Source organism: Micromonospora sp. NPDC048170 (assembly GCF_040652795.1).
Classification (GTDB): Bacteria; Actinomycetota; Actinomycetes; order Mycobacteriales; family Micromonosporaceae; genus Micromonospora.
Genome location: NZ_JBEZMR010000028.1, coordinates 1 through 25,538 on the forward strand (window position 1 = coordinate 1; position 25,538 = coordinate 25,538).

Genomic DNA, 25,538 nt, shown 5'->3' on the forward strand with positions numbered 1-25,538 from the left:
GCCCTCCAGCGCCGATGGTACTGCACTCGGGAGGGTGTGGGAGAGTAGGACACCGCCGGACAATCTTCCAGTTCAGGGCCACCCCTTTCGGGGTGACCCTGAACTGCTTTCCGGCCTTTTTCGCCAGGCCATGACGAACCCGAACGCACCCGACCGGCCAAACAGGCGCACACTCACGTAGGCCGCTGACTTTCGGCTTCCACACCGCACCGAGCGGGACGACCGACGGCCCCGAGGCAAGAGAACCACGGGAGGGCGGCCGGTGGCGCCCTGGGCCCGTCGAGGGGCGTCAGCCGCGGGTCTGGATCTCTTCGCGCATCTTGCGGAACAGCCCGCCGGCGTCGTCGACGGAGCGGCTCGGGAACATCGCCATCACCACGCTGCCGTGGTCGGCCCACCCGCAGACCGCGAAGTCGCCGCCGTCGCCGCTGGTGGTGCCGCACTTCATCACGCCGCCGAAGCGGCCGGCGGGCACCTCGCGCAGCCCCGTCACCTTGCCGGTCTCGTCGGTCAGCAGGCCGAAGAGGCTGTCCAGGTCTCGCTCCGGCTGCCAGAGCAGGGTCGTGCCGCCGAAGACGAGCACCGAACGCTTGTCGTCGGCGGGATCCCGGTAGACGGTGCCGAAGCTGCTGTCCAGGTCGATGTCGGCGGCGAACCCGCTGCGCAGGTAGTCGGAGGTGCTGCGGGCCCGGTCGCTGTCGTCCCGTACGAGTCCCGCCACCCGGTCCGGGGTGGCCAGGTCGGCGTCCTTCTGCTGGGCCACCCGCCAGCCGGCGGTGCCGAGTACCGCGGCACCCGCGAGCCCGACCGCCGCCGCCGCGGCCCACGCCACCCGCCGACGCCTCGACCGCGTCGCCCGCCGCTCCGGGCCCGCGTCCGGATCCCGGTTGCTGAGCTGGATCGGCTCGTCGGTCAGGTCGATCGGCTCGGAGCCGTCGTCGACCGGCCGTTCGGTGAGATGTGCGTCGGACATAGCCGACACCGTACGCGAACGGCAGGTGGCGCACGTCGGGTCCCGGGAAGCGCTCCGTAGACTTTCAGGGTGACCGAGAGACTGGATGCCCGACGCCCCGACGCCCCGACCCTTGCCGGCCAGTACCAGCCCGGCGAGGTAGAGCAGCGACGGTACGAGCAGTGGGTAGCCGCCGGCCACTTCCGGGCATCGGCGGACAGCGACAAGCCCCCCTTCACCATCGTCATCCCGCCGCCGAACGTCACCGGCTCCCTGCACATGGGGCACGCCTTCGAGCACACCCTGATGGACGCGCTGACCCGTCGCAAGCGGATGCAGGGCTACGAGGCGCTCTGGCTGCCCGGCATGGACCACGCCGGCATCGCCACCCAGAACCTGGTCGAGCGGCAGCTCGCCGCCGAGGGCCTGTCCCGCCACGATCTGGGCCGGGAGAAGTTCGTCGAGCGGGTCTGGCGATGGAAGGCCGAGTCCGGTGGCGCGATCCTCGGCCAGATGCGTCGCCTCGGCGACTCCGTCGACTGGGACCGGGAGCGCTTCACCATGGACGCGGGCCTGTCCCGGGCCGTGCAGACCATGTTCAAGAAGCTCTTCGACGACGGCCTGATCTACCGGGCCAACCGGATCATCAACTGGTGCCCGCGCTGCCTGACCGCGCTGTCCGACATCGAGGTGGAGCACACCGACGACGAGGGCGAGCTGATCTCGATCCGCTACAGCGACGACGTCGTGGTCGCCACCACCCGGGCCGAGACGATGCTCGGCGACACCGCGGTCGCCGTGCACCCGGACGACGAGCGCTACAAGCACCTGATCGGCACCGAGGTCGCCCTGCCGCTGACCGGCCGGCAAATCCCGATCGTCGCCGACGAGCACGTCGACCCGAGCTTCGGCACCGGCATGGTCAAGGTGACCCCGGCGCACGACCCGAACGACTTCGAGATCGGCCAGCGGCACGACCTGCCGTCGCTGACGATCATGGACGAGCGGGGCATCATCACCGCGCACGGCCCGTTCCAGGGCCTGGACCGGTACGAGGCCCGCCCGGCGATCGTCGCCGCGCTGCGCGAGCAGGGCCTCGTGGTGGCCGAGAAGCGGCCGTACGTGCACGCGGTGGGGCACTGCTCCCGGTGCAAGACGACCGTCGAACCGCGCCTGTCGCTCCAGTGGTTCGTGAACACCAGCCCGCTGGCGAAGGCGGCCGGCGACGCGGTGCGCGACGGCCGGGTGAAGGTCGAGCCGGCCGAGTTGGCCAAACGGTACTTCGCCTGGGTCGACAACATGCACGACTGGTGCATCTCCCGGCAGCTCTGGTGGGGCCACCGCATCCCGGTCTGGTACGGCCCGGAAGGCGAGATCGTCTGCGTCGGCCCCGACGACGAGCCGCCAGCGGGGGAGGGCTGGCACCAGGACGAGGACGTGCTGGACACCTGGTTCTCCAGCGGCCTGTGGCCGTTCTCCACCCTCGGCTGGCCCGAGCAGACCCCGGACCTGGCGAAGTTCTATCCGACCAGCGTTCTGGTCACCGGCTACGACATCCTCTTCTTCTGGGTCGCCCGGATGATGATGTTCGGCCTGTACGCGATGGACGGGAAGCAGCCGTTCGACACGGTTGCCCTGCACGGTATGGTCCGCGACCAGCACGGCAAGAAGATGTCCAAGTCGTTCGGCAACGTGGTCGACCCGCTGGACTGGATCGACCGCTTCGGTGCCGACGCCACCCGGTTCACCCTCGCCCGGGGCGCCAACCCCGGCCAGGACGTCCCGGTCAGCGAGGACTGGTGCCAGGGCTCCCGCAACTTCTGCAACAAGCTCTGGAACGCCACCCGCTTCGCGCTGCTCAACGGCGCGCACACCGAGGGGCCGCTGCCGGCCGCCGCCGAGCTGTCGACCGTCGACCGGTGGATCCTGTCCCGGCTGGCGCACGTCACCGCCGAGGTGGACGAGCAGTTCGAGGCGTACGAGTTCGCGAAGGTCTGCGACCTGCTCTACCACTTCGCCTGGGACGACGTCTGCGACTGGTACGTGGAGCTGACCAAGCCGGTGCTCGCCGAGGGCGGCCCGGCCGCCGAGAACACCCGGCGGGTGCTCGGGCACGTGCTGGACCAGCTGCTGCGGCTGTTGCACCCGGTGATCCCGTTCGTCACCGAGGAGCTGTGGACCGCGCTCACCGGCGGCGAGACGGTGATGACGGCCGCCTGGCCGGCCGCTGACCGTACCGGAATCGACGACGCCGCGGAGGCCGAGGTCGGCACGGTCCAGCGGGTGGTGACCGAGATCCGGCGGTTCCGCTCGGACCAGGGGCTGCGGCCGACGCAGCGGGTCGCCGCACGGCTCGACGGGCTGGCCGCCGCCGGCATCGTCGCGCACGAGCCGCTGATCCGGTCGCTGGTGCGGCTGGACCCTGCCGGCGACGGGTTCCAGGCCAGCGCGACCCTCGCCATGCCCGGCGAGGTGAGCGTGGCCCTGGACACCCGGGGGTCGATCGACGTGGCCGCCGAGCGGGCGCGGCTGACCAAGGACCGGGCCGCCGCCGAGAAGGAGGCCGCGCAGGCCCGGGCGAAGCTCGACAACCCGGCGTTCGTCGGCAAGGCGCCGGAGGCGGTGGTCGCCAAGATCCGCGAACGGCTCGCCGTCGCCGAGGCCGACCTCGTCCGCATCGACGCCGCTCTGGAGGCGCTTCCCTCGTGACCGACCGCACCGATTTCGCCGCCGTCGAGGCCGAACTGGCCGGGCGCGGGTTCACCCGGATGGCCTTCGAGCTGGACAAGATCGAATCCCTGCTGGACCTGCTCGGCAGCCCGCAGCGGGCGTACCCGTCGATCCACCTGACCGGCACCAACGGCAAGACCTCGACAGCCCGGATGATCGACTCCCTGCTGCGGGCGTTCGGGCTGCACACCGGCCGCTACACCAGCCCGCACCTGGAGACCGTCCGGGAACGCATCAGCCTCGACGGTGAGCCGGTGGACGAGGGACGCTTCGTCGCCACGTACCGGGAGATCGAGCCGCTGGCCCGGCTGGTCGACGAGCGCTCGGCGGAGCCGCTGACGTACTTCGACATGACCACCGCGCTGGCCTTCGCCACGTTCGCCGACGCCCCGGTGGACGTGGCGGTGGTCGAGGTGGGCCTGGGCGGCGCCGAGGACGCGACCAACGTGCTCCAGGCCGGGGTGTGCGTGCTCACGCCGGTCGGGCTGGACCACACCGAGTGGCTCGGCGACACCATCGGAGACATCGCGCTGGCCAAGGCCGGCATCATCCACCGGGGCGCGACGGTGATCTCGGCGGCGCAGGAGGAGGAGGCCGCCGGGCCGATCCTGGAGCGCTGCGCCGAGGTCGGCGCGACCATCGCCCGGGAGGGCGCCGAGTTCGGGGTGCTCCGGCGGGCGGTCGCCGTCGGCGGGCAGGTGCTCACCCTCCAGGGCCTCGGCGGCGTCTACGAGGAGGTCTTCATCCCGCTGCACGGTGCCCACCAGGCGCAGAACGCGGCGGTGGCGTTGGCAGCGGTGGAGGCGTTCCTCGGCGCCGGGGCGAAGCGGCAACTCGACGTCGAGGCGGTCCGGGAGGGCTTCGCCACGGCGAGCTCGCCCGGCCGGCTGGAGCGCGTGCGCAGCGCGCCGACCATCCTGCTCGACGGGGCACACAATCCGCACGGGATGACCGCCACCGTGACGGCGCTCCAGGAGGAGTTCGCCTTCAGCAAGCTGGTCGCGGTGGTCGGCGTACTCGCCGACAAGGACGCGGCCAGCCTGCTGGAGCTGTTGGAACCGGTGGTCGACCAGGTCGTGGTGACCCGGAACAGTTCGCCCCGAGCGCTACCGGCCCGGGAACTGGCCGCGCTGGCGGCCGAGGTCTTCGGGCCCGAGCGGGTGGAGGTGGCCGAGGAGATGCCGGACGCGATCGAGACGGCGGTGGCGATGGCCGAGGAGGACGTACCGGGGGAGCTGAGCGGGGTCGGGGTGCTGGTCACCGGGTCGGTGGTGACCGTGGCCGACGCCCGCCGGCTGCTGAAGCGATGAGCGGGCCGGAGCACGCCACGACGGGCGACGACCGTCCGGACGGGGCGGCCACCACCGCACCCGGCGGGCGGGGGCCGCGCCGTTCGGGGCTGCGCGACCCGGAGCGGGCGGTCCGTGGGCTCGGCGCCGGCACGCTCAGCCTGGAGGCGCTGGTGCTGGTGCTGGCCATCCAACCGATTCGGATGGTCGGCGGCGACCTGGGCGGTGCGGCGATCGGGGCGGTCGTGGCGCTGGCCGTGGCAGCCGTGCTGCTGGCCGGAATGATGCGCCGGCCGTGGGCCTGGCACGCCGGCACCGCCCTGCAGGGGCTGCTGATGCTGGCCGGCCTGCTGCACTGGTCGCTGCTCGTGCTGGGCGTCGTCTTCGCCCTGGTGTGGGCCTACGCCCTGCACGTGCGCCGGGTCATCCTGGGCTGACGGGTCAGGCCTCGGCGCGTTCCCGCCACTGGGTGAGGGCGATGCCGTGGCCGTCCGGGTCGCGGAACGCCGCCGCCCACACCTCCAGCTTGGTGCCCCGGTTGACGACCCGGGGGGCGTACGTGAACCGCACGCCCGTCCCGCGCAGCCGGTCGTACGCGGAGTTGATGTCGTCGACCTCGAGGTTGACGTGCACGAGCCGGCGGCTGATCGGTGCCGCCTCGGTCACCTCCCGCAGCACCAGGCGGGTCGTCCCGGAGGCGAGGACCGCGTTGCCGGAACCCCGGTCCACCTCGGTGAAGCCCAGGTCGCGGTAGAAGTGCAGCGAGCGGGGCAGATCGGTGACCAGCAGGGTGAGCCCCACCCCGGCGATCGGAGCGCCGAACTCGTCGTCGGCCGCCGCGGCCTCGCCGGCACCGGCCGCCGGCCCCGGGCCGAAGATCGCCGCGTCCAGCTCCTCCGGGGTGATCCGGTCCTGGCGTACCCGGTCCGAGGGCGGGGCGGGATCGTCGAGGGGCAGGTCGAGCGGATCTGCCGGCGCGGGCGGGTCGAGGCGCCCGTCGGGCGTGTCGAACCGTTCCTCGGCGGGCGCGCGGGGCGTGGGCGTGGCCCGGCGCGGCAGGGTGCCGGTGCTGGGCTGCTCGACGAGCGTGCCCTCCAGCACGACCGGCCCACCCGGGCGCTGGTGCACCACGATTGGTTCGCGCTCCTCGGGGCGTCCGGCCCGGTCCCCGCCGAACGGGTCGCCCGGCGGATCGCCGACGGGGTCGCCGAGCGGATCGACCATCGGCGCCCGGAAGTCGTCCCGCAGGTCGTCCCGGAACTCGTCGCGGTGGTCCTCCCGGTAGTCGTCGTCCGGTGCCCGGTCCGCCCACGGCGGGGCCTCCTGCTGGATCAGCACCTCGTCCAGCGGCTCGGCGCCCGCGTACTCGGGCGGCAGGTCGGCCACGACGGTGGCGGCGGTCTCCGCGTGGGTGGGCACGTCGTCCCAGAGCACCCGGACGTGCCGTTGGTCGTCCAGGGCCACCCGGATGGGCAGCGTCTGGCCCAACGACGGCCACTTCGCCACCGGCACCCGCGGCTCGATGATCTTCTTGGACCGGGGCGGCAGCCCCGGCGCGTCGATCACCAGTTGGAGCTCGCAGCGGCCGAAGGCGTACTGGGTAGGGGGCTCGGAGGCGCTGTGCACGTGCCCGACGCCGACCACCCAGGTGCGACCGCCTCCACGCACCGTGGCCAGCGCGACGGCCAGCACCAGCAGTGCGACCCCGAGCGCCACGATCGCCCAGCTGGTCATGCCGAGGCCGAAGAGGACGACGAAGGCCGCCACGGTGCCCAGCACCGCGGCGATCAACTTGCGTACCGGTGCGATGGGTCGGTTCCCGCCATTCGCCACAGTGGACCTCCCGAGGGTCAAGGGCCAGGCTAGGCCGGATCGGCCGCCGGAGGAAGGACCGGCCGCCGCGCCGGCGCCGGGACCGGGTCGCTAGGCTGACCGTACCCAGCCCGGCCGTCTTGTGCGCACAGGAGGAACCCAGCGTGTCCAGCAGCAGCCCCGATGAGCGCACCCTCGTACTGATCAAGCCCGACGCGGTGCGCCGCGGGCTGGTCGGCGAGGTGATCTCCCGCTTCGAGCGCAAGGGGCTGCGGATCGACGCGATGGTGTCCCGGACGATGGACGCCGCGCTGGCCGACGAGCACTACGCCGAGCACCTCGACAAGCCGTTCTATCCGCCGCTGAAGGACTTCATGACCGGCGGCCCGCTGGTGGCGCTGGTGCTCTCCGGCGACCAGGTCATCGACGTGGTGCGTGGGCTCGTCGGGTCGACCGACGGGCGGAAGGCGGTCGCGGGCACGATCCGCGGCGACCTCTCGCTGTCCAACCGCGAGAACCTGGTGCACGCCTCCGACTCGCCGGACAGCGCGAAGCGCGAGATCGCCCTCTGGTTCCCCGAGCTGGGCTAACCGCACCGGCCGCCTGCGTCGCGTCGGAGACCGTCACACCTCCGTCGGGAGGTCGGTGCGGCAGGTCACGGCGATGCGGTTCCACACGTTGATGGTCGCGATCGCCATCAGCAGGTCGGCCAGTTCCCTCTCGGGCCACACCTTCGCCGCCGCGTCCCAGACGTCGTCGGGCACGCCGTGCTCGCCGAGCCGGGTCACCGCGTCGGTGAGCGCCAGCGCGGTCCGCTCCCGCTCGTCGAAGAAGGGCGCCTCCCGCCAGGTGGCGACGGCGAAGAGCCGCCGGTCGGACTCGCCCGCCGAGAGCGCGTCACGGCTGTGCATGTCGACGCAGAACGCGCAGCCGTTCAGCATCGACGCCCGGAGCTTCACCAGCGCCAGCACGGTGTGCCCGACGTTCGCCCGGACGTACTTCTCCAGCCCCAGCACGGCCTGGTAAGCCTGCGGCGCCACCTCGGCCACGTTCATCCGCTGCATGACGATCTCCTCGTCTCCGATCGGTGTCTGACAACCACACGACGGGGCGGGCGGGGCGCGGTGTGACACCCGTGGAGGTGAGCCCGGTCACGCCCGTAGGGCCGGCAGGTGCTGGCCGGCTCCGTCGACGGGGTGGCGGGCTCCACGGGGGAGGCCGGCGAGGGCGAGCGGGGCACGGTCGTCGTGCGCCGGGTACGGGTCGGTGAGACGGTGGCGCGTTGCCGGACCGCCACCGTCAGCCCGACAGGCCCGCTCATCAGGCGGTCGCGCCGCCACCCGGGCGACGCCCCGTGGACCCGTCGGTTACCGTGACACCGCCTGTTCGCACACACTCCGTCGGAGGACCAGTGCCCCTGCTCTACACCATCGGCAAGCTCACCGTGGCGCCTGCGCTCCGGCTGGCCTTCCGCCCGACCGTGGAGGGGTTGGAGCACATTCCGGACACCGGGGGAGCGATCTTCGCGGGCAACCACCTCTCGGTCGCCGACGAGCTGTTCCTCGGCACCGTGGTTCCCCGGCACCTGGCGTTCTGGGCGAAGTCGGAGTACTTCAAGGGTGCCGGTGCGAAGGGCGCCTTCTCCAAGTTCGTGCTCACCGGCCTGGGCGCCATCCCGGTCGAGCGGGCCGGCGGTCGCGCGGCGCTGTCCGCGTTCGACGCCGCCATCCCGGTGCTCAAGGCCGGTGACCTGGTCGCGGTCTACCCGGAGGGGACCCGGTCGCCGGACGGCCGGCTCTACCGGGGTCGCACCGGCGCGGCCCGGCTGGCGGTGGCGGCCGGCGTGCCGATCATCCCGGTCGGCATGACCGGCACCGACAAGGCCCAGCCCATCGGGACCCGGGTGCCCCGTCCGGGCCGTGCCAAGATCACCATTCGGTTCGGCAAGCCGCTGGACTTCACCGGCCGGCCGGACGACCGCACGTCGCTGCGCGAGATGACCGACGAGGTCATGGCCGAGATCCAGAAGCTCACCGGCCAGGAGTACGTGCCCCGCTACGCCCCGCCCCGCGCGCACTCCGCCACCACCGGCGACGCCCCGGCCTGAACCCGGGGCCGTCCCCCACGAGGCGGCTGCCGCGCGGGGGACGATCCGGTTCACTTCTGGCTGGTCGTCACCACCTGCTCCCGCAGGGTGCCGAGCAGAGTGGCGCTGTCGTCGAGGGAGAGCCGGGTGAAGACCGCGGTGGTCAGGCTGCCGTGGTCGACCGAGGTGCACACCACCACGTCCTGGCCGTCGGCGCGACCCACCGCGCAGCGCTGGTGCCGGCCGCGTACGCCGGTGTCGACCACCCGGGCCTCGCCGAGGGAGTACTGCCCGGTGAGCCGGGTGATCTCGTCCTCCGCGTCCGACTCCGGGGTGAACCGGAAACCGGTGCCGCCGAAGATCGTCACCCGCTTGCCGGCAGGCGTGCTGTAGACCCCGCCGAAGGTGTCCTCGGCCAGCCAGTGCGCCTTGCGTACCTCGGCCTCCAACTGCTTGGCGGTCGCCTTGCTGGTGTTGTCGTCGCGTAGCCGCAGGTCGGCCACCTCGGCCGGCAGGCTGGCGTCGGCCGGGTACTGCGACGCCATCGGCACCCCGTAGTAGGCCGGGCAGCCGCAGCAGCAGGCCAGGATGAGCAGCAGGACCCACGGCCACCGGCGACGCTTACGGGCGGGCCTCGGGGCGTACCCCTTGGGGGCCTGCTGGCCGGGCGGCGGTCCGGCCGGCGGGGCCGTGGCCCGACGCTGTCGCGGCGGTGCGGGCGGCGGAGGCGGGGGCGACGCCGGGCGGGCCGGGACGGGCGCCCGGGAGGCCGGCGGCGGGGAGACGGGATAGGCCGCCGGGGGCGGGGAGACGGGATACGCCACGGGCGGCGGCGAGACGGGATACGCCGCCGGCGGTGTGGCGGCCGGGTACGAGACCGGGGGCGGGGCGGGACGCGGTGGCGTCGGCGGCGCGGGGGAGTGGACGGGGGGCGCCGGCGGCCCGGAGTACGGCCGGGTCGACGGCGCCGCGGGGTAGGGCAGCGTCGGTGGCGGGGGCGGCGGGGATGGAGGCAGGTCCCACCCGCCGGTGTCCGCACCCGCCCACGGGTCGACCGGGGTCTGGTGCTCGGGCTGCTCGGGTGGCGGCGCCGGAGCCGGCAGCGGGGTGATCTCGCCCGACTCGCCCCAGGCCCGCCTGCGCGGCTTCGGCGGGGGAACCGCCGCCGAACCGCTCCACCGGGGCGCGGGCGGCTCCGCCGGTTGTTCGTCGGCGGAGAACATCCGGGTGCCCTGCGGCCCCACCGCAGGGCCGTCGTCGGGCAGCAGGCGGGTGCCCTCCGGGCCGGTGGCGGCCCCGCGTTCGGGGCCGGCCTCCCGCACGCTCCCCGCCTCGGCGTCGCCGGCGTCCTGCGGCCCGGCGGCATCGCCCGTGCCCTGCGGGTCGTCGGTCGGCCCGGGGCCGTCGGTGGGCAGCTCACGGGTGCCCTGCGGGCCCGTGCCGCCGGCCGGAGCGGGCGCTGCGGGGGAGGTCGGGGGCTCCTCGGTGACCGCCGGATCCCGACCGTGGTCCTGACCCTCGGGGCTCCCGTCGGCCGGCCGGTCCGTGCCCGGCTGCGGCTGCGGCATCGCGGCAATCTCCTCTCGCGCCGGTCCGAGGTTAGTACCGACGCGCCAGCGGGGCGATCCCGGCCACCGCCGTCGCCGGCACGGGAAGCGACCGGTCGGGCGCGTCGCAGCCGGTCCGCGTGGTCGGCGGGGTACGGCGGCTCCGGCGAGTGAGGGACCGCCGCGACGTGCCGGGCGGCGCGGCGTCCGGCGTGCGCGCGGCGGCTGCCGCCGGGCCGCGTACCCTTGGGCATCATGAGCGTCCCGTCCACCACGCCGCGCCCCGCCGCGGCCACTTCCGGCGACGGCTCCAGCGCGGCGCGTCCGACGCCGCGCCGCGACCAGGAGCCGTCGGTCTGGCCCCGACTGGAGCCGCTGCTGCCCCAGGTGACCAAGCCCATCCAGTACGTCGGTGGCGAACTGGGCGCGGTGGTCAAGGACTGGGACGCGGCGGCCGTGCGTTGGGCGCTGATGTACCCCGACGCCTACGAGGTCGGCCTGCCCAACCAGGGCGTGCAGATCCTCTACGAGGTGCTCAACGAGCTCCCCGACGTGCTCGCCGAGCGGACCTACGCGGTCTGGCCGGACCTGGAGAAGCTGATGCGCGCGCACGGCGTGCCGCAGTTCACCGTCGACGCGCACCGCTCGGTACGCGACTTCGACATGTTCGGTGTCTCCTTCTCCACCGAGCTGGGCTACACCAACCTGCTCACCGCGATCGACCTGGCGGGCATCCCGCTGCTCGCCGCCGACCGCACCGACGCCGACCCCGTGATCGTGGCCGGCGGCCATGCCGCGTTCAACCCGGAACCGATCGCCGACTTCGTCGACGCCGCCGTGCTCGGCGACGGCGAGGAGGCGGTCCTGGAGATCACCGGGATCGTGCGGGAGTGGAAGGCCGAGGGCTCCCCGGGCGGGCGTGACGAGCTGCTGCTGCGCCTGGCCCGCACCGAGAGCGTCTACGTGCCGCGCTTCTACGACGTGGACTACCTGCCCGACGGCCGCATCCAGCGGGTCGTGCCGAACCGGGCGGACGTGCCGTTCCGGGTGCACAAGCGCACGACGATGGACCTGGACGCCTGGCCGTACCCGAAGAAGCCCCTCGTCCCGCTCGCGGAGACCGTGCACGAGCGGTACGCGGTGGAGATCTTCCGGGGCTGCACCCGGGGCTGCCGGTTCTGCCAGGCGGGCATGATCACCCGTCCGGTGCGCGAGCGTTCCATCACCACGGTCGGGCAGATGGTGCGTGAGGGGCTGGAGTTCTCCGGTTTCCACGAGGTGGGCCTGCTGTCGCTGTCGTCGGCCGACCACTCCGAGATCGGCGACATGTGCTCGGGCCTGGCCCAGCAGTACGAGGGCACCAACGTCTCGCTCTCGCTGCCGTCGACCCGGGTCGACGCGTTCAACATCGACCTCGCGCAGGAGTTGTCCCGCAACGGCCGCCGTACCGGCCTGACCTTCGCCCCGGAGGGCGGGTCGGAGCGGATCCGCAAGGTCATCAACAAGATGGTGTCGAAGGAAGACCTCATCCGCACCGTCGTCACCGCGTACACGAACGGCTGGCGGCAGGTGAAGCTCTACTTCATGTGCGGCCTGCCCACCGAGACCGACGAGGACGTCCTCGAGATCGCGGACATGGCCCACGAGGTGATCAAGGCCGGCCGGGCGGCCACCGGCTCGAAGGACATCCGCTGCACGGTCTCCATCGGCGGGTTCGTGCCGAAGCCGCACACCCCGTTCCAGTGGGCGTCCATGGAGCGGCCGGAGGTCATCGACGGCCGGCTCAAGATGCTCAAGCAGGCGATCAACGCGGACCGGTCGCTCGGCCGGGCGATCGGCTTCCGCTACCACGACGGCGAGCCGTCGCTGATCGAGGGACTGCTCAGCCGGGGCGACCGCCGTGTCGGCGCCGTGATCCGCCGGGTCTGGGAGAAGGGTGGCCGGTTCGACGGGTGGAGCGAGCACTTCTCCTACCAGCGCTGGGTGGAGGCGGCGGCCGAGGTGCTGCCGACCTTCGGGGTCGACCTCGACTGGTACACCACCCGTCAGCGCGACGAGCTGGAGGTCCTGCCCTGGGACCACCTGGACTCGGGCCTGGACAAGGACTGGCTCTGGCAGGACTGGCAGGACTCGCTCAGCGAGTACGAGCAGGACGACTGCCGGTGGACCCCGTGCTTCGACTGCGGCGTCTGCCCGTCGATGGACACCGAGATCCAGATCGGCCCGACCGGGAAGAAGCTCCTCCCGCTGACCCCGATCAACGGTCTGAAGCTTCCCACCGGCGCTGCGCAGTAGTCCCGCCGCCGGCGGGCGCCGCCCGGAGCGCCGCCCGCCGTGCGCCGGGTTGATCATGTGGATATCGTCGGCGGCACGCGAGTCGCGAGCAGTGCCGTCACGATGATCCGGTTCCGACACGAGGAGCACGACGATCAGTAGGAAACCACAGCCAGAGGGCGGCCAGGCACCGGTCGTCCAGCGGGTTCGGATCCGGTACGCCAAGCGCGGTCCGCTGCGCTTCACCTCGCACCGGGACTTCGCCCGGGCCTTCGAGCGGGCGCTGCGCCGGGCGGGCGTGCCGATCGCCTTCTCCCAGGGCTTCACCCCGCACCCCAAGATCTCGTACGCCAGCGCGGCCCCGACGGGCGTGGCGAGCGAGGCCGAGTACCTGGAGATCGGCCTCCGCGAGCAGGTCGACCCGGCGGAACTGCGCGCCGCGCTGGACGCCGCCCTCTCGCCCGGCCTCGACGTGCTCGACGCCGTCGTGGCCACCGGTGGAAGTCTTGCCGACCGGATCGAGGCGTCGTACTGGCGCATCGAGCTGCCCGAGGTCGACCCGGCCGTCCTGCAACGGGCGGTTTCCGCCTTCACCGCCGCCGACGAGGTGCTGGTCGAGCGGATGACCAAGCAGGGCCGACGCACCTTCGACGCCCGCGCGGCGGTGGTCCGCATCGATGTGGTCGCGTCGCCGGATACGCCTTCCGGGGCGCCGGCCGTACCGTGTGCGATACTCGAACTGGTCGTGCGGCAGGTCACCCCCTCCGTGCGGCCCGATGACGTCCTTTCCGGCCTCCGCGTGGTGGCCGACCTGGAGCCGCCGGTCTCGCCGAGGGTGATCCGGCTGGCGCAGGGCACGCTGACCGCGCAGGATGCGATCGCGGATCCGTTGGACGCGGACCGTGGCGGGGCAACCATCGGTGAACACTGACCGTCGGTCGGTGTTCAGGCAGGCAGACTTCGGCGGTCGTGCACGGTGCGCGCCCGGCGGAAACACTTTTGCGGCAACCCTGCGTGGCAGCGCTCACCCGCGCCCGGGGCAGCCAGAACTGGAGAACCTCCATGCTCGAGAACGAGCCCGAGGGCGGCGAACGGACCGGTTCACAGCCGGACGAGACCGCTGACAACAGCACCGTCGAGAACGCCGCCGGGGCGGAGGCCGGCTCCGGCGACGTCGGAGCCGGCGAAGCCGAGCAGGCCCCGGCCGCACCGGTCCGGCGGCGTACCACCCGGCGGCGGGCCGCGCCACTGAACCAGCCGGAGCAGACCGACGCGCCGGCCGAGGCGACGACGGTGCCCGCGCCGGGCAGCGGCGAGGCGCCCCAGGCCGAGGTGCTCGCCCCGGTCTCCGGCGACCTCGACGCCGCCCCGAAGGCGACGCGCCGCCGCCGCAAGGCCACCCCCGCGAAGGCCGCCGAGGACACCACCGAGCAGCCCGCCGATGTCGCCGCGCAGGCCGCCGGAGAGGCGCCGGCCGCGGCGGACGAGGCACCCGCCGAGCCGGCTGCGCCGCCGGTCAAGGCGACGCGTACCCGCCGGAAGAAGGCCGTCCCCGCCGCGGCCGAGCCGGCCGCGGAGGCCCCGGCCGACGCCGCCGGACTGCCCGGCACCACACCCGCCGAGGTCGCGGAGCAGCCGCCGGCCGCCGCCGGCACCGGCTTCGGCGCCGCCGCCCCGCCCGTCGACGGCGCGCAGAGCCGTTCCGGCAAGGTTCCGCCGGTCGTGGCGGTCACCCCGCCCGCCGAGGAGGAGCCGGCCGAGGTGGCCGAGCCGGCCGTCGAGCCCGAGCCGCGCACCCGCCGCCGGCGGGCCGCGCTCTCCGCGCCCACCGTGCTGTTCATGGCACCGCAGCCGGAGGAGATCCCGGTCGCCCGGGTGGTGACCCCGGCCCCGGCCCCGATCCTGGAGCCGGAGGAGCCCGCCGCCGAGGAGGCGGTCGAGGCCGAACCGGCACGTCGTCGCCGGCGGGGCCGCCGCGACGTCGAGGCGGTCGAGATCGTCGAGCCCGAGGAGCCGGCCGCCGAGGACGAGGAAGCCGCCGAGGACGAAGACGAGGACGAGGACGAGAGCGCCGCTGCCCGGCGCCGTCGCCGGCGGGGCCGCCGCGGCCGCGGCCGGGGCAAGGGCGGCGCGGAGGACGCCGAGGACGAGGAAGCCGAGGAGGCCGCACAGGCCGAGGCGGAGGAGCCCGAGGGCGACGAGGAAGAGGACGAGGGCGAGGGCGGCGACGCGCTGACCCGCCGCCGGCGTCGGCGCCGGCGCCGGGGCGCCGGTGACGTCGAGGCGGGCGCCGACGACGGCGTGCCGACCGTCGTCAAGATCCGCGAGCCGCGCAAGACCGTCGACGAGGTGCAGGGCGTCTCCGGCTCCACCCGGCTGGAGGCCAAGCGGCAGCGCCGCCGCGACGGCCGCGAGCAGCGCCGCACCCGGCCGCCGATCCTCAGCGAGTCGGAGTTCCTGGCCCGCCGGGAGGCCGTCGACCGGGTGATGGCGGTACGCCAGCGCGGCGACCGGACCCAGATCGCCGTCCTGGAGGACGGGGTGCTCGTCGAGCACTACGTCACCCGCAACTCGTCCGGGACGATGGCCGGCAACGTCTACCTCGGCAAGGTGCAGAACGTCCTGCCCAGCATGGAGGCGGCCTTCGTCGACGTCGGGCGTGGTCGCAACGCCGTCCTGTACGCCGGCGAGGTCAACTGGGACACCACCGGGCTGGAGGGCCGGGCCCGCTCGATCGAGCAGGCGCTGCGTTCCGGCGACTCGGTGCTGGTGCAGGTCACCAAGGACCCGATCGGCCACAAGGGCGCCCGGCTGACCAGCCACATCGCGCTCTCCGGCCGGCACCTGGTCTACGTGCCACACGGCAACGCCTCCGGCATCAGCCGCAAGCTGCCCGACACCGAGCGCAAGCGGCTACGGGACGTGCTGAAGAAGCTGGTGCCGGACGGCGCGGGCGTGATCGTCCGGACGGCCGCCGAGGGCGCCACGGAGGACGAGCTGGCGCGCGACGTCAAGCGGCTCCAGGCGCAGTGGGAGGACATCCAGGCCAAAGCGGCCGAGGGCGGCGCCCCGGTACTGCTCTACGAGGAGCCGGACCTGGTCATCCGGGTCGTCCGGGACCTGTTCAACGAGGACTTCCGCGAGCTGGTGATCGAGGGCGAGCAGTCGTACGACATTGTCGAGTCGTACCTGTCGCACGTCTCGCCCGATCTGGTCGCCCGGCTGCGCCGGCACGTCGGCACCACCGACGTCTTCGCCGAGTACCGGATCGACGAGCAGATCATCAAGGGGCTGGACCGCAAGGTCTTCCTTCCCTCGGGCGGTTCGCTGGTGATCGACCGGACCGAGGCGATGACGGTCATCGACGTCAACACCGGCAAGTACACCGGCTCCGGTGGCAACCTGGAGGAGACGGTCACCCGGAACAACCTGGAGGCGGCCGAGGAGATCGTCCGCCAGCTCCGGCTGCGCGACCTCGGCGGCATCGTGGTGATCGACTTCATCGACATGGTGCTGGAGTCCAACCGTGAGTTGGTGCTGCGCCGGCTGACCGAATGCCTGGGCCGGGACCGCACGAAGCACCAGGTCACCGAGATCACCTCGCTCGGGCTGGTGCAGATGACCCGCAAGCGGATCGGCGCGGGCCTGCTGGAGGCGTTCAGCGAGACCTGCGAGTGCTGCAAGGGCCGGGGTCTGATCATCCACACCGAGCCGGTGCCGGAGAAGCCGCGCACCGGCGGCGGCGCGGGGGAGAAGGTCAAGGCGGTCGCCTCGGCCGTGGCCACCCCGGCGGCGGAACCGGCCGCCGGCCCGTCCCGGCGTCGGGCGCGCAAGACCGCGCCGGCCGAGCGCACCGTGGCCGAGGTCACCGAGACCGACGCCGACACCAGCCCGAACGCCGAATACCACGACACCATGGGCTACGACCTGTCCCGCTACGAGGTGGACACCGCCGCCGCCCCCGAGGTCACCGACAGCCAGACGGGCGAGTCGGCCCGGCTGGCCGCCCCGGACGACCCGGACGCGCTGTCCGACGCCGACGGCGACGAGTCCGAGGGGGGTGCCGGCCGGCGCCGGTCCCGCCGCAGCGGCGCGCGGCGGCGTACCCGGCCGTGACCGACTGACCGGTCCGACGTGTGACAGGGCCCCTTCCCGGTGATGTCCGGCGGGAGGGGTCCTGTCGTATGGTCGATCCCCGGCCACGATCGGCCGCCCGCGGTCAGGAGAAGAACGATGCGCCGTCTGCTCGCCGTAACCACCCTCACCGCTGTCCTGTTCGCCGGTGCCGGGTGCGCGACCGAGCGGCCGGAGCGAGCCGCCCCACCCGGTGACGCCCCGGCCGGCGCTGCCACTCCCGGCGGGACGACCAGCGATGCCGCTCCGGGCGGGCCCACCGGCGGGGCGACGGGCGCGGGGCCGGGAGCCGGCAGCGGGGCGGCCGGCGGCAACGCCCCCGAGGTGTGTGCCGCGGCACAGCGGGCCGGCGAGACCGCCGTGCGGACGTACGTCGAGGAACTCGGCCGGATGGTCGCGGCGGTCGGGGCGAACGACGCCACGGCGGCCCGAACCGCCCGTGACCGGATCTCCACCGCGCTGACCGACTGGCGCGGCACCCTGCGGCAGGAGTCGACCCGGGCCGAGGACGCCCAGCTCAAGACGCTGCTCGCGGACATGGCGGCGGAGGTCGGCACGCTGGGCACCGACGTCGACGCGATCGACGAGACCGAGCTCGACCGGCTCCGGCAGCGCCTCGACCAGCTCTGCGCCCGCTGACCAGCAGGCCCGGTTTGGGCGTCGGGCCTCCCATGGCGTACGCTGACCTGCGGTGCACTTTGGTGTGCCGAGTTCTCGCGTGCCCGCGCCGCCGTGCCTCTGCTACCCGGCGAGCCGCCGCGGGAACACCCCGCCAGCAGCCTCAACGACAGGGAGTCCGCCTCCGATGTACGCGATCGTCAAGACCGGCGGCAAGCAGTACAAGGTCGCCGAGGGCGACGTGATCGAGGTCGAGAAGCTCGTCGGTGCCCCCGGCGACGCGGTGAAGCTCACCGCGGTGCTCCTCGTCGACGGTGACGACCTGGTGACCGACGCGGCGAAGCTTGCCAAGGTCGCGGTGTCCGGCGAGATCGCCGCGCACACCAAGGGCCCGAAGATCCGGATCCACAAGTTCAAGAACAAGACCGGCTACCACAAGCGCCAGGGTCACCGCCAGCCGTTGACCCAGGTCAAGGTGACCGGCATCTCCAGCGGGAAGTAGGTCGTCCTCAGATGGCTCACAAAAAGGGTGCGTCCAGCTCGCGCAACGGCCGTGACTCCGCGGCGCAGCGGCTCGGCGTGAAGCGCTTCGGTGGTCAGGTCGTCAGCGCGGGTGAGATCCTCATCCGTCAGCGCGGCACCAAGTTCCACCCCGGTGACCTGGTCGGCCGCGGCGGAGACGACACGCTCTTCGCGCTGGCCGCCGGTTCGGTCCAGTTCGGCACCAAGCGCGGTCGCAAGACCGTCAGCATCGTGCCGCAGCAGTAATTCGAAGGCGTTGCGGGCCGCGGACCTCGTGTCCCGGCCCGCTTCGTCTTTTTCGTGCGGGGCGTGAACCTCGCTGGAAGGATTGACGCCCGTGGCGACGTTCGTTGACCGGGTCGTCCTGCACCTGCAGGCCGGCGATGGCGGGCACGGTTGTGTCTCGATCCATCGAGAGAAGTTCAAGCCGTTCGGCGGCCCCGACGGCGGCAACGGCGGGCACGGCGGCAGCGTGTCCCTGGTGGTCGACCCGCAGGTGACGACGCTGCTCGACTTCCACTTCCGCCCGCACGTGAAGGCCGAGAACGGCAAGGGCGGCGCCGGGTCGAACCGGGACGGCGCGAACGGCCGCAACCTCGTGCTCACGGTGCCGAACGGCACGGTCGTGCAGGCCCCCGACGGCACCGTGCTGGCCGACATGGTCGGCGCCGGCACGACCTTCGAGGTGGCCCGGGGCGGGCGCGGCGGCCGGGGCAACGCGTCGCTGGCCAACGCCCGCCGCAAGGCCCCCGGCTTCGCCGAGCTGGGCGAGCCCGGCGAGCAGCTCGACGTGGTGCTCGAGCTCAAGAGCGTCGCCGACGTCGGCCTGGTGGGCTTCCCGTCGGCCGGCAAGTCGTCGCTGATCTCGGTGATCTCCGCCGCGAAGCCGAAGATCGCCGACTACCCGTTCACCACCCTGGTGCCCAACCTGGGCGTGGTCCGGCTGGACAACCACACCTTCACCGTCGCCGACGTGCCCGGCCTGATCCCGGGAGCCGCCACCGGCAAGGGCCTCGGCCTGGAGTTCCTCCGGCACATCGAGCGCTGTGCGGTGCTGGTGCACGTGATCGACACCGCCACCCTGGAACCGGGCCGCGACCCGGTCGCCGACATCGACACCATCGAGGCAGAACTGACCGAGTACGGCGGCCTGGCCGACCGTCCCCGGCTGGTGGCGCTCAACAAGGTCGACGTGCCGGACGGCCGGGACCTGGCCGAGATCGTCCGCCCCGACCTGGCGGAGCGCGGGTTCCGGGTGTTCGAGGTCTCCGCGGCGACCCGGGAGGGGCTCAAGGAGCTCATGTACGCGATGGCGGAGCTGGTGGAGCAGCGGCGCAACGCCGCCCCGCCGGCCGAGCCGACCCGGATCGTGATCCGGCCCCGGGCGGTCGACGACGCCGGCTTCACCATCGAGGCCGCGCCCGACGGCGCCTGGGTCGTGCGGGGCGTCCGTCCCGAGCGGTGGGTGCGGCAGACGAACTTCGACAACGACGAGGCGGTCGGCTACCTGGCCGACCGGCTGGCCCGCCTGGGCGTCGAGGAGAAGCTGGGCAGGGCCGGCGCGGAGCCGGGCGACCTGGTCCGCATCGGCGAACGGGAGTTCGACTGGCAGCCGACCCTCTACGCGGGCGCCGACTTCGTTCCCGGCAACCGGGGCACCGACGTCCGGCTGGAGGAGAAGTCCACCCGGGCGTCGGCCGCGGAGCGGCTGGCGGCCCGCAAGGCCCGCCGGCAGCGCCCGGAGGACGAGGTCGAGGGCACCGACGCCGACGTCTCGGATGATGTCGGCCCGTCGGTCGGGGACGGTTTCGACGAGGCCGGCCCCACCCAGGAAGCCGACTCCTCCCAGGACGCCGGGCAGCCCCGTGGGATCGGCCCGTCCCGCGCGGTCGTGGAGGACGACGCCGAATAGCCCGTCGCGCTCCGTGAACGGGTCGGCTGCCGGAAACCTGCCCGAAATCCCCGCCGCCTAGCGTGGCCTGATGCTGATCGAGTCACGCCCCGCCACCGATCCGGAGATCGACGCCCTGGTCGCCGCCCAGCAGTGCGAGCTGCGGGAGGCCGACGGAGGGCTGGACGGCCAGGCGACCGTCACCCACGACGACATCCGCTACCTGGTGGTGGTCGCCGACGTGCGGGCGGTCGCCTGCGGCGGCATCCAGGCGCTCGACGCCGACACCGGTGAGGTGAAGCGGATGTACGTCCGCCCGGCGTACCGGGGGCGGGGCCTCGCCCGGCAGTTGCTGATCGCGCTGGAGGAACTGGCCTTCCAGGAGGGGCACGCGGAGGTCCGCCTCGAGACCGGCACGTACCTGCCGGCCGCGCTCGGGCTCTACACCTCCAGCGGGTACGAGCCGATCCCGGTCTACGGCGAGTACGTGGGCAACCCGTACAGCGTCTGCTTCGCCAAGCGGCTGCGTGTGCCGGCCTGACAGTGGCCGGCCCCGGCGGCGGTCGCGCGGCAGGCGGATCAGCCCGGCCCGACGGCGACCCGGGGCACGGCGGCTCAGGTGCCGGTGTGCGCGTGCACGGCGGTGACCGGCTTCGACTCCGGCGACGCGTGCTGGCGGAGGAAGATGCTCAGCACGATCAGGGTGCCGACCGCGAGGAACTCGCTCTGCCAGTTCTGCATCGACTGGAACCAGAACTCGCTCGTGCCGAGGAAGTCGAGGACGCCGATCGGCGGCGCCCCGCTCTGCAACGCCTGCTGCGCGTTGTACTCGGCGGTCCCGCCGAACAGGTGGCCGACGAACGAGCCGGCGAAGATCAGCAGCAGCGCGATGGAGAGGCTGTTGCGGTAGATCACCAGAGGCAGCCCGCCGACGCGAACCGGCCAGGGCGAGTCAGGGCCGGCCCGCCGCTCGTCGTCCTCGGGCCGGTCCGTCTGCCCCACCGGCTTCGACTCCGCCGACCCGCGCTGCACCAGGTGCGCGGTGAGCAGGACGTAGCCGCCCATCTGGAGGAACTCCGACTCCCAGTTCTCGAAGACCGACTCCATGAAGTGCCCGGTGCGCAGGTACGCCGGCCAGTTGATCGGCGCGGCCCCGAACTCGGCCAGTTCCTCGTTGTGCGTCTGCCAACCGAACAGACTCTGCAGCACCAGGAAGACCAGGAACGCGCCGAACATCGCGACGGTCAGCGCGTTGTCACGCAGCCATCTCGGCATGGCGGCCTCCTCGTCGACGGACCTCCGGTTCCCCAGTGCCCGGACGATGCACCAGACAAACGCGACGAAAGCAGAGGCGTCAGGGACGGTCGAAGGGGTCGTCCGGTCGGGTGCCCGTACCCGCCTGGTTGGAGAGCAGCAGCCCGAAGGCGAGCATGCCGAAGCCGAGGGCCAGGTGCAGCCAGTTGTCGGCGTCGTTGACCGGGATGAAGTTCGCCGCGGTCTCCCGGTCGATCGCGAAGCCGTACAGCCACAGGCCGAGGTAGAGGGCGCCGCCGCCGGCGAGGAAGACCCGGGCCCCGGCGACGCTGCGGGCCAGCAGCAGACCGGCCAGCCCGAAGCCCAGGTGCAGCACGTTGTGCAGGATCGACACCTGGAACACGCCGAGCAGGCGGGCCTCGGAGTGGTGGCCGGCGAACGTCATGTCGTCGTAGCCGGTGGTGACGCCGGGGACGAACCCGAGCACCCCGATCAGGACGAAGATCCCGGCCGCGGCCATGGCGGCGAGCTGCACCTTCGGCTTCGGGCCCCGGGGGCCGCCGCGTGCGTACCGTGCCATCGATTCACCTCCGTGGACCCGCGGAACGCCCTGCCCGCGGCGCCGGCCGCGCGGAACGGCCGTCACTGTGCGCGACGGCGTCGACATGTGGCCCGACGATCCTCCATTTTGTGGACCGCCGGCGGCGGACCGCAGGCGAAGTCACGAACGAGGTATGGAAGCGGAGACCAGGGGTAGGTCAAGAGGTGCGGCGGCAGGAACGGCCGGCGCATCCCCCCAAGCACACACCCGCGACGACTTTCCGAGCGGAAGGGAAATCATGACCTACGATCTGTCACCCACGACTTCCACGTACGGGCAGGATTCGACCAACGGGAACGGTGTCCGCGAGCAGGCCCGTCAGGTCGGCTCGGAAGCCAGGCAGGCCGGTGGCGCCGTCGCCCAGACCGCCAAGGAGCAGGGCAGGGAGGTTGTCGGCGAGGCGAAGCGCCAGGCGCGTGACATCTACGGCGAGGCCCGCAGCCAGCTCGCCAGTCAGACCGGTGAGCAGCAGCGGCGTGCCGCCGGCGGGCTCCGCTCGCTGGCCGACGAGATGCGCTCGATGGCCGACCAGGGCGGTCAGGGCGGCCCGGTGACCGAGATCGCCCATCAGGCCGCCGACCGGGTGCACGGCGTGGCAGGTTGGCTGGAGCGGCGCGAGCCCGGCGACATCGTCGCCGAGGTGCGCGACTACGCGCGCCGCAACCCGGGCACCTTCCTGGTCGGCGCCGCCGTGCTGGGTGTGCTCGCCGGCCGGCTGACCAAGAACCTCTCCGCCGACGACGGCCGAGGCGGCAACGGCTCCGCCGCGTACGACCCGGGTGCCGGCTACGACCCGGACCGGACCGCGGTCATCCCGCCCCCGCCCGCCACCCGCGCGGTGCCGGACGCCGTGCCGCCGGCCGGCTATCTCGACCCGACCCCGGGCGCGTACGCCGACCCGCAGACCACCACCAGCTACGCCGACCCCGCCGGTGGCGTGGGCCAGCCGCTGCCGCCGGTGAGCCAGACCGACCCGCTGCCGGGCGTGCCGTCGACCGGAACCACCCGTCCGTGAGCCCACGAATCGCCTGAAGGGAGGCGGCGGCATGAGCATTCCGACGCAGGAGGCGAGGCTGGACCCCGCCCACCACCCGCACGACGCGGACGAGGTCAGGGGCAGCTCGATCGGTGACCTGATGCGTCAGGTCACCACCGACCTGTCCACCCTGATGCGGCAGGAGGTGGAACTGGCCAAGGCCGAGATCCGCCAGGAGGGCAAGAAGGCGGGCAAGGCCGCCGGGTTCTTCGGCGGCGCCGGCTTCGGCGGCTACATGGTGGCCCTGTTCCTCTCGCTGGCCCTCTGGGCCGGGCTGTCCAACGTGATGGACGCCGGCTGGGCGGCGCTGATCGTGGCCGTCATCTGGGGTGCGATCGCCGCGGTCCTCTACTCCAAGGCCAAGAAGAGCGCCGAGCGGATTCGCGGCCTCAAGCAGACCAACGACAGCGTGCAGCGGATTCCCGACGCGCTCAAGCCCCACCCGCAGGAGGTCACCCGATGAGCACCGACCCGGACCAGATCCGCCGGGAGATCGAAGCCACCCGGAGCACCCTGAGCTCCGACGTGGACGCGCTGGCGTACAAGGTCAGCCCCACCCGCATCGTCGACGACCGCAAGCAGCGGGCCCGCAACGCACTGCAGAATGTGAGGGACCAGGTGATGGGAAGCGCAGCCGACCTGGGTCACAGCACCAAGCACGGCGCCCACGCGGTGGGCGACCACGCCTCCTCGGCGGCGTCCACCGTCAGCGACAAGGCGCACTCGGCGGCCTCGACGGTCAGTGACGCCGCACACCGGGCGCCGCACGTGATCCGGCAGAAGTCCGAGGGCAACCCGCTGGCGGCGGGCCTGATCGCCTTCGGCGTCGGCTGGCTCGCCTCCTCGCTGATCCCGGCCACCCGCCGTGAGCAGCAGGTGGCGACGCAGGTGAAGGAGAAGGCCGGCGAGCACGCCGGGGCGGTGAAGGAGAAACTGGGCGAGGTCGCCAGCGAGCTGAAGGACGAACTGCGCGAGCCGGCGCAGCACGCCACCGAGGCGGTACGCTCCACCGCCCAGGACGCCGTGCACGCCGTCAGGGACGACACCCGTTCGGCGGCATACGACGTACGGGACCAGGCGCAACAGCCGCGCGACCGGGTGCGGTACTGACCAGCCCACTCACCACGGACAGCTCGCGGCCACTTCCGGAACACCCGGGAAGTGGCCGCGAGCTGCTGTATACGCGCGCCTCGCGCCTCGCGCCTCGCGCCTCGCACCCCGCGATCTTGCACTTTTGGCCCCTGTAAATCGGGAGCAAAGGCGCATAAGTCGGGCCGAAAGTGCAAGATCGACGAGGCGAGGGCGAGGGCGAAGGGGCGGGGGCGCGGGGGTGGGCGGGGGCGCGGGGGTGGGCGAGGGCGAGGGGGGTGTGGTGCTCAGGTCGTGCGGTGGACGGCGGTGATCAGGAACCCGCTCGGCGGGAGCGCCGGCATCCGGTGCAGGCTCAGCGCCAGGTCCTGCGGCGGTACGTCGTAGCGCATCGTCGTGGTCAGGTTCGTCACCGCCCGCTTCATCAGCTCGATCGTGAGCCACTCGCCGGCGCAGCGGTGACCGGTCAGGTGCTCGCCGCCGCCCTGCGGTACCAGGGCGAACGGGTCGCCCCGCCAACCGGTGAACCGTTCCGGGCGGAACCGCTCCGGTTCCGGCCAGAGCGTCGGGTGGTGGTTGGTGCCGTACAGGTCGAGCAGGACCCGCCGGCCGCGTGGGAAGTGGTAGCCCCGCCAGTCGAACGAGCGACGGACCCGGGCCGCGGCCACGGGGAAGATGGGGTAGTAGCGGCGTACCTCCTGCACGAAGCTCTCGGTGGCCTCGTCGCTTTCGCGGACCCGCTGCCGCCAGGCCGGGTGGTCGTGCAGGGCCAGCGCGGCGAAGACGATGAAGCGGCCGACAGCGACCGTGGGGCGAAGCACGTTGAGCAGTTCGACGGCCGCGATCCGGCGGGGGAGCAGCCGCCCGCGGGCGTCCCGGTGCTCGGCGATCACCCGTAGCGCGCTGCCGTCGGGTGCCGGGAGCGCGCCGGCGCGCTCCCGATCGATGATGTGCCCGATCCAGCGTTCGCCCCGGCGGCGGCCCCACAGGCCACGCCAGTGCGGGAGGCCGAGCGCCGCCGGCCCCTCGATCATCGCGTGCAGGTCGGCGGTGCGCCGGTCCACCTCGGAGTTCGCCAGCGGTACGCCGGCCCAGGCGCAGACCGCGCGGGTCAGCATCCGGGCGACCTCGTCGTACAGCACCACCGGCCCGCCCGACTCCCAGGCCGGGACCCGGGCCCGCCACTCGTCGTCGAAGAGTTGCGCGAGGTGTCGGACCGCAGTCGGCGTCATGATCGACATGAACATGGCCTTGCGGTCGGCGTGCTCCGCGCCGTCGAGGCCCTGCACGCCGCCACGGCCGGTGAGGGTGCGCTGCGCCCGCTTCGGCATGGCGCCCGCCCGGGCGAACCGCTCGGTGTCGTAGAAGAGTTCCGCCGCCGGCCGGCCGCGCAGGCAGATGGTGGGTTCCAGCAGCAGCCGGGCCCGGAAGATGTCGGTGCCGTGGCGGTCGCAGCGTCGCCCGATGAAGCGGTAGCCGTCGCGCAGGAACGCCACCGAGCTGTCCGGGCTGCGCTCCGTCGGGATGGTCGCCATCGGGCCTCCTGACCGGGGGTGGCGGCCGTTGCCGGCCGAATCCTGTCCGTGCCTCTGCCTACCCAGGCCGGCGTGGCTGAACCCCGCCGGGCAGGCCGGCCCGGTCGGGCCAGGCGGGCCGCGGGGACGGTGACGGCTTCTTCTCCGGATTCGATCCGGAGGCGGGAC

The 25,538-nt window shown here is 73.1% G+C and carries 22 protein-coding genes and 1 pseudogene; 16 read left to right on the forward strand and 7 right to left on the reverse strand.

Going from position 1 to position 25,538, the window contains the following annotated elements; genetic code table 11:
* Positions 1–289: 289 nt before the first annotated feature.
* Complete coding sequence (locus AB0D32_RS26190; RefSeq protein WP_357095585.1) at positions 290–973, reverse strand: hypothetical protein; 684 nt, start codon at positions 971–973, stop codon at positions 290–292.
* 69 nt (positions 974–1,042) lie between these two features.
* Between AB0D32_RS26190 and AB0D32_RS26195 the strand changes: the two genes are divergently transcribed.
* The 3 genes from AB0D32_RS26195 to AB0D32_RS26205 are packed head-to-tail and all read left to right on the forward strand — an operon-like array spanning position 1,043 to position 5,408.
* A complete protein-coding gene (locus AB0D32_RS26195) occupies positions 1,043–3,661 on the forward strand; it encodes a valine--tRNA ligase (RefSeq protein WP_357095587.1) in 2,619 nt (872 codons plus the stop codon).
* Complete coding sequence (locus AB0D32_RS26200) at positions 3,658–4,992, forward strand: folylpolyglutamate synthase/dihydrofolate synthase family protein (RefSeq protein WP_357095590.1); 1,335 nt, start codon at positions 3,658–3,660, stop codon at positions 4,990–4,992. The genes AB0D32_RS26195 and AB0D32_RS26200 overlap by 4 nt, the downstream gene beginning before the upstream one ends.
* Positions 4,989–5,408 carry a DUF4233 domain-containing protein gene (locus AB0D32_RS26205; RefSeq protein ID WP_357095593.1) on the forward strand — a complete coding sequence of 140 codons (420 nt, stop codon included), beginning with the start codon at positions 4,989–4,991 and terminating at the stop codon, positions 5,406–5,408. Before AB0D32_RS26200 ends, AB0D32_RS26205 begins: the two co-directional genes overlap by 4 nt.
* Before the next feature lie 4 nt (positions 5,409–5,412).
* Here the strand turns inward: AB0D32_RS26205 and AB0D32_RS26210 are convergent, their stop codons facing one another.
* The gene (locus tag AB0D32_RS26210) at positions 5,413–6,804 is read right to left on the reverse strand and encodes a VOC family protein (RefSeq protein WP_357095596.1); all 1,392 of its coding nucleotides are present in this window, start codon (positions 6,802–6,804) and stop codon (positions 5,413–5,415) included.
* Between the two features lie 143 nt (positions 6,805–6,947).
* Here AB0D32_RS26210 and ndk point away from each other — a divergent pair, with 143 nt between their 5' ends.
* Complete coding sequence (gene ndk, locus AB0D32_RS26215) at positions 6,948–7,373, forward strand: nucleoside-diphosphate kinase (RefSeq protein WP_357095598.1); 426 nt, start codon at positions 6,948–6,950, stop codon at positions 7,371–7,373.
* Between the two features lie 33 nt (positions 7,374–7,406).
* On the opposite strand, the gene AB0D32_RS26220 is transcribed toward ndk, so the two are convergent.
* Positions 7,407–7,847: a carboxymuconolactone decarboxylase family protein gene (locus tag AB0D32_RS26220; RefSeq protein ID WP_357095601.1), complete on the reverse strand. Its 441-nt coding sequence runs from the start codon at positions 7,845–7,847 to the stop codon at positions 7,407–7,409.
* A 347-nt stretch (positions 7,848–8,194) separates the two neighbouring features.
* Here AB0D32_RS26220 and AB0D32_RS26225 point away from each other — a divergent pair, with 347 nt between their 5' ends.
* Positions 8,195–8,890, forward strand: a complete 696-nt coding sequence (locus AB0D32_RS26225) for a lysophospholipid acyltransferase family protein (protein WP_357095604.1) — start codon at positions 8,195–8,197, stop codon at positions 8,888–8,890.
* A gap of 50 nt (positions 8,891–8,940) precedes the next feature.
* Here AB0D32_RS26225 and AB0D32_RS26230 read toward each other — a convergent pair whose 3' ends face one another.
* Positions 8,941–10,092: a hypothetical protein gene (locus tag AB0D32_RS26230; RefSeq protein WP_357095781.1), complete on the reverse strand. Its 1,152-nt coding sequence runs from the start codon at positions 10,090–10,092 to the stop codon at positions 8,941–8,943.
* Positions 10,093–10,671: 579 nt separating this feature from the next.
* On the opposite strand from AB0D32_RS26230, the gene AB0D32_RS26235 reads away from it, so the two are divergent.
* The 8 genes and pseudogenes from AB0D32_RS26235 to AB0D32_RS26270 all read left to right on the forward strand — a co-directional run bounded on the left by AB0D32_RS26235 (position 10,672) and on the right by AB0D32_RS26270 (position 20,396).
* Positions 10,672–12,711: a TIGR03960 family B12-binding radical SAM protein gene (locus tag AB0D32_RS26235; protein WP_357095607.1), complete on the forward strand. Its 2,040-nt coding sequence runs from the start codon at positions 10,672–10,674 to the stop codon at positions 12,709–12,711.
* Positions 12,712–12,901: 190 nt separating this feature from the next.
* Entirely contained in the window at positions 12,902–13,621 is a 720-nt protein-coding gene (locus AB0D32_RS26240) for a TIGR03936 family radical SAM-associated protein (protein ID WP_357095784.1), read from the forward strand.
* Positions 13,622–13,752: 131 nt separating this feature from the next.
* Complete coding sequence (locus AB0D32_RS26245) at positions 13,753–16,806, forward strand: Rne/Rng family ribonuclease (protein ID WP_357095610.1); 3,054 nt, start codon at positions 13,753–13,755, stop codon at positions 16,804–16,806.
* A gap of 117 nt (positions 16,807–16,923) precedes the next feature.
* The gene (locus AB0D32_RS26250; protein ID WP_357095615.1) at positions 16,924–17,463 is read left to right on the forward strand and encodes a hypothetical protein; all 540 of its coding nucleotides are present in this window, start codon (positions 16,924–16,926) and stop codon (positions 17,461–17,463) included.
* A gap of 166 nt (positions 17,464–17,629) precedes the next feature.
* Positions 17,630–17,944 carry a 50S ribosomal protein L21 gene (gene rplU / locus AB0D32_RS26255; RefSeq protein WP_088975625.1) on the forward strand — a complete coding sequence of 105 codons (315 nt, stop codon included), beginning with the start codon at positions 17,630–17,632 and terminating at the stop codon, positions 17,942–17,944.
* A gap of 11 nt (positions 17,945–17,955) precedes the next feature.
* Positions 17,956–18,210: a 50S ribosomal protein L27 gene (gene rpmA / locus AB0D32_RS26260; protein ID WP_013288010.1), complete on the forward strand. Its 255-nt coding sequence runs from the start codon at positions 17,956–17,958 to the stop codon at positions 18,208–18,210.
* A 91-nt stretch (positions 18,211–18,301) separates the two neighbouring features.
* Positions 18,302–19,720 (forward strand): annotated as a pseudogene (gene obgE, locus AB0D32_RS26265) (GTPase ObgE); the annotation flags it as partial.
* A gap of 226 nt (positions 19,721–19,946) precedes the next feature.
* The gene (locus tag AB0D32_RS26270) at positions 19,947–20,396 is read left to right on the forward strand and encodes a GNAT family N-acetyltransferase (RefSeq protein WP_357095620.1); all 450 of its coding nucleotides are present in this window, start codon (positions 19,947–19,949) and stop codon (positions 20,394–20,396) included.
* Between the two features lie 74 nt (positions 20,397–20,470).
* Here the strand turns inward: AB0D32_RS26270 and AB0D32_RS26275 are convergent, their stop codons facing one another.
* The gene (locus tag AB0D32_RS26275) at positions 20,471–21,130 is read right to left on the reverse strand and encodes a DUF6766 family protein (RefSeq protein WP_357095623.1); all 660 of its coding nucleotides are present in this window, start codon (positions 21,128–21,130) and stop codon (positions 20,471–20,473) included.
* 79 nt (positions 21,131–21,209) lie between these two features.
* Positions 21,210–21,689, reverse strand: a complete 480-nt coding sequence (locus AB0D32_RS26280; protein ID WP_357095626.1) for a DUF4383 domain-containing protein — start codon at positions 21,687–21,689, stop codon at positions 21,210–21,212.
* A gap of 259 nt (positions 21,690–21,948) precedes the next feature.
* Between AB0D32_RS26280 and AB0D32_RS26285 the strand changes: the two genes are divergently transcribed.
* The 3 genes from AB0D32_RS26285 to AB0D32_RS26295 are packed head-to-tail and all read left to right on the forward strand — an operon-like array spanning position 21,949 to position 23,856.
* Positions 21,949–22,725 (forward strand): hypothetical protein, encoded by a 777-nt coding sequence (locus AB0D32_RS26285; RefSeq protein WP_357095629.1) that lies wholly within the window; start codon positions 21,949–21,951, stop codon positions 22,723–22,725.
* Positions 22,726–22,756: 31 nt separating this feature from the next.
* Positions 22,757–23,209: a phage holin family protein gene (locus AB0D32_RS26290; protein ID WP_357095632.1), complete on the forward strand. Its 453-nt coding sequence runs from the start codon at positions 22,757–22,759 to the stop codon at positions 23,207–23,209.
* Entirely contained in the window at positions 23,206–23,856 is a 651-nt protein-coding gene (locus tag AB0D32_RS26295; protein ID WP_357095635.1) for a DUF3618 domain-containing protein, read from the forward strand. The genes AB0D32_RS26290 and AB0D32_RS26295 overlap by 4 nt, the downstream gene beginning before the upstream one ends.
* A gap of 266 nt (positions 23,857–24,122) precedes the next feature.
* Here the strand turns inward: AB0D32_RS26295 and AB0D32_RS26300 are convergent, their stop codons facing one another.
* Positions 24,123–25,370, reverse strand: coding sequence for a cytochrome P450 (locus AB0D32_RS26300; RefSeq protein ID WP_357095637.1), 1,248 nt, complete (start codon positions 25,368–25,370; stop codon positions 24,123–24,125).
* Between the last annotated feature and the right edge of the window lie 168 nt (positions 25,371–25,538).

Excerpts from the sequence above, each read along its gene's own strand:
- AB0D32_RS26205 (WP_357095593.1), top strand. The coding sequence starts at position 4,989 with ATGAGCGGGCCGGAGCACGCCACGACGGGCGACGACCGTCCGGACGGG.
- AB0D32_RS26270 (WP_357095620.1), top strand. The coding sequence starts at position 19,947 with ATGCTGATCGAGTCACGCCCCGCCACCGATCCGGAGATCGACGCCCTG.
- AB0D32_RS26235 (WP_357095607.1), top strand. The coding sequence starts at position 10,672 with ATGAGCGTCCCGTCCACCACGCCGCGCCCCGCCGCGGCCACTTCCGGC.
- AB0D32_RS26220 (WP_357095601.1), bottom strand. The coding sequence starts at position 7,847 with ATGCAGCGGATGAACGTGGCCGAGGTGGCGCCGCAGGCTTACCAGGCC.
- AB0D32_RS26285 (WP_357095629.1), top strand. The coding sequence starts at position 21,949 with ATGACCTACGATCTGTCACCCACGACTTCCACGTACGGGCAGGATTCG.
- rplU (WP_088975625.1), top strand. The coding sequence starts at position 17,630 with ATGTACGCGATCGTCAAGACCGGCGGCAAGCAGTACAAGGTCGCCGAG.
- rpmA (WP_013288010.1), top strand. The coding sequence starts at position 17,956 with ATGGCTCACAAAAAGGGTGCGTCCAGCTCGCGCAACGGCCGTGACTCC.
- AB0D32_RS26280 (WP_357095626.1), bottom strand. The coding sequence starts at position 21,689 with ATGGCACGGTACGCACGCGGCGGCCCCCGGGGCCCGAAGCCGAAGGTG.
- AB0D32_RS26275 (WP_357095623.1), bottom strand. The coding sequence starts at position 21,130 with ATGCCGAGATGGCTGCGTGACAACGCGCTGACCGTCGCGATGTTCGGC.
- AB0D32_RS26250 (WP_357095615.1), top strand. The coding sequence starts at position 16,924 with ATGCGCCGTCTGCTCGCCGTAACCACCCTCACCGCTGTCCTGTTCGCC.
- AB0D32_RS26295 (WP_357095635.1), top strand. The coding sequence starts at position 23,206 with ATGAGCACCGACCCGGACCAGATCCGCCGGGAGATCGAAGCCACCCGG.
- AB0D32_RS26290 (WP_357095632.1), top strand. The coding sequence starts at position 22,757 with ATGAGCATTCCGACGCAGGAGGCGAGGCTGGACCCCGCCCACCACCCG.
- AB0D32_RS26300 (WP_357095637.1), bottom strand. The coding sequence starts at position 25,370 with ATGGCGACCATCCCGACGGAGCGCAGCCCGGACAGCTCGGTGGCGTTC.
- AB0D32_RS26245 (WP_357095610.1), top strand. The coding sequence starts at position 13,753 with ATGCTCGAGAACGAGCCCGAGGGCGGCGAACGGACCGGTTCACAGCCG.
- AB0D32_RS26190 (WP_357095585.1), bottom strand. The coding sequence starts at position 973 with ATGTCCGACGCACATCTCACCGAACGGCCGGTCGACGACGGCTCCGAG.
- AB0D32_RS26230 (WP_357095781.1), bottom strand. The coding sequence starts at position 10,092 with ATGTTCTCCGCCGACGAACAACCGGCGGAGCCGCCCGCGCCCCGGTGG.